This window comes from Pseudoalteromonas luteoviolacea H33-S (genome assembly GCF_001625695.1).
Taxonomy (GTDB): domain Bacteria; phylum Pseudomonadota; class Gammaproteobacteria; order Enterobacterales; family Alteromonadaceae; genus Pseudoalteromonas; species Pseudoalteromonas luteoviolacea_B.
The window spans coordinates 1-1,731 of sequence record NZ_AUXY01000049.1 but is presented as its reverse complement, the minus strand read 5'-3'; the positions used below and the strand labels follow the sequence as shown (position 1 = coordinate 1,731).

Sequence of the window (1,731 nt, the reverse complement as noted above, 5' to 3'; positions counted from 1 at the left end):
CTTTATGCGGAATGGTATTATTTTTATTGATGCGAGAAGAATGTATGAAAGAGCACAAATTAATCGCCTGTCACGGCGAGTGACCGCCCCGCGAGGGGTGGGTATTGTTTGTGGTTTTAAAAATATGTGGTCACAATGTGGACACTTTGAAGTAGACACAAAAAAGCCAGTTAAAGAAGTTCTCTAACTGGCTGTTTTATAACACTTAATGTGGTGGAGCTGGGGGGATTTGAACCCCCGTCCAGAAAGCGTCGATAATCGAATACCCGTAATAGAAGCAATGACTTACCTATTTTTCAATAAGTTAGAATCTTATTGTTACCAGTTAATACTAACAGTTGCTTACTAAAGTGGATGGAAATTGGATGTTGAGCTCAGTCTTTAGTGAGTCTTCAATCCAGCTTTTTGACCAAATTCATATAATTGAGACGCACTTTCATACCTATTGTCTTCATGTTCTAAATTCATTTTATTTAAGAAGTTATAAATATCATCAATTGAATCCAATTGTGAGCCTAGAACTTGGAATAAATAGAATATCGAAATTCCAGCCGTCAGTTGAGAGCCTCCAGAATGGAGATCAATTGCTCTCTGAATTATGTTTTTCTTATGGTTACTTAGTTTTTCATTTAATTGATAAATTGTTTCTATTTTGAAAAAGTCACAGTATTTAGTAAATTCGGACAAGAAATCTTTTGTGGGTGAAATAAATTGGACGCCGATAGCTTTCGAGATTTCTTGCTCAAGCTTCTTTAGAAAGTCGCTATTTTCTACATAATTAAATAGAGATATTGCATCGATGCTAACGTCTTCTGGAGTTTTTTGTATCGTTTCCTGAACGTCATTCTCGTAATTAGTCAGCTCATTTCTAATTTGAATGAACTGGTCATCAGCAAGTTCTAAAAGTCCTGCTAACTGAGAAAACTTACGTCTTACTGGTTTGGGTATTTCAATCTTTGATTTGTATCCTATGTCATGCTCTATTTCGGCCCAGGTGTGTTGCAATATAGAGCGTATTTGAATTTCAAACTTCATAGTTGAAAACTTTTTATACTCTTTTAGTTTGGAACGGCTGCTAGATAAGCTCGCCACATAATGCAGTGATAAATATCCAAATCGATCTGGGTCTAAACTTGCTCTTTTGTCTATTGAGTTTTTAGCGTCAATAGTAAACTCTTTTTCAATCAAATCGGCAATTTGATCGACTTCATCCGAATAGTGAGTAATTATTCTGACTCCAACTATATCCGTTATTTCTGTTAGAGATGTATATTTACCCTTTTTTTCAATCTTTTTTTGTAAGCTATTTCTATCTTTTACTCTCGAGCTTACAGAGTGAGTTTTTATAGATGATGAGTTTAAAAGAGCATTAATTAATGAATGTATTGAAGAAGAAAAGTGAGTGAAGTTTTCTTCATTATTTTCGTAATCATCGATTAGTTTTTCTAGTGTCAAAACTTGTATTCCTTACATGATTCTCTGCATTATATAGTTAGCATTTTGTTAAATTAATATTGGTGTGGCGGTTGAGTAAGTCAAGCTCGTCAACGCGCCAAATTAATTTTAGATATGATTTTTCTATTTTTAATTTTTCATGAAAAATCGTTTACCAATTTACTTTTTCCATCTGCTTTTTCACTTTCTCCCTTCTAACATTTGCATTTTTAAGTGAAGGCTTGGAGCCTTCTAAGAAGTCACTCTCGTATATAACCCAGGGCAAGATCATGAACT

2 protein-coding genes are annotated in these 1,731 nt (G+C 34.2%); one reads left to right on the top strand and one right to left on the bottom strand.

All coding sequences use genetic code 11. The features are described 5' to 3' along the window. Positions 1-187, top strand: a 187-nt coding sequence (locus N477_RS26425) for a hypothetical protein (RefSeq protein ID WP_231098176.1), incomplete at its 5' end; no start/stop codon positions are given. Positions 188-381: 194 nt separating this feature from the next. On the opposite strand, the gene N477_RS03690 is transcribed toward N477_RS26425, so the two are convergent. Beyond that, positions 382-1,455, bottom strand: a complete 1,074-nt coding sequence (locus N477_RS03690; RefSeq protein ID WP_196760574.1) for a GTP pyrophosphokinase — start codon at positions 1,453-1,455, stop codon at positions 382-384. Between the last annotated feature and the right edge of the window lie 276 nt (positions 1,456-1,731).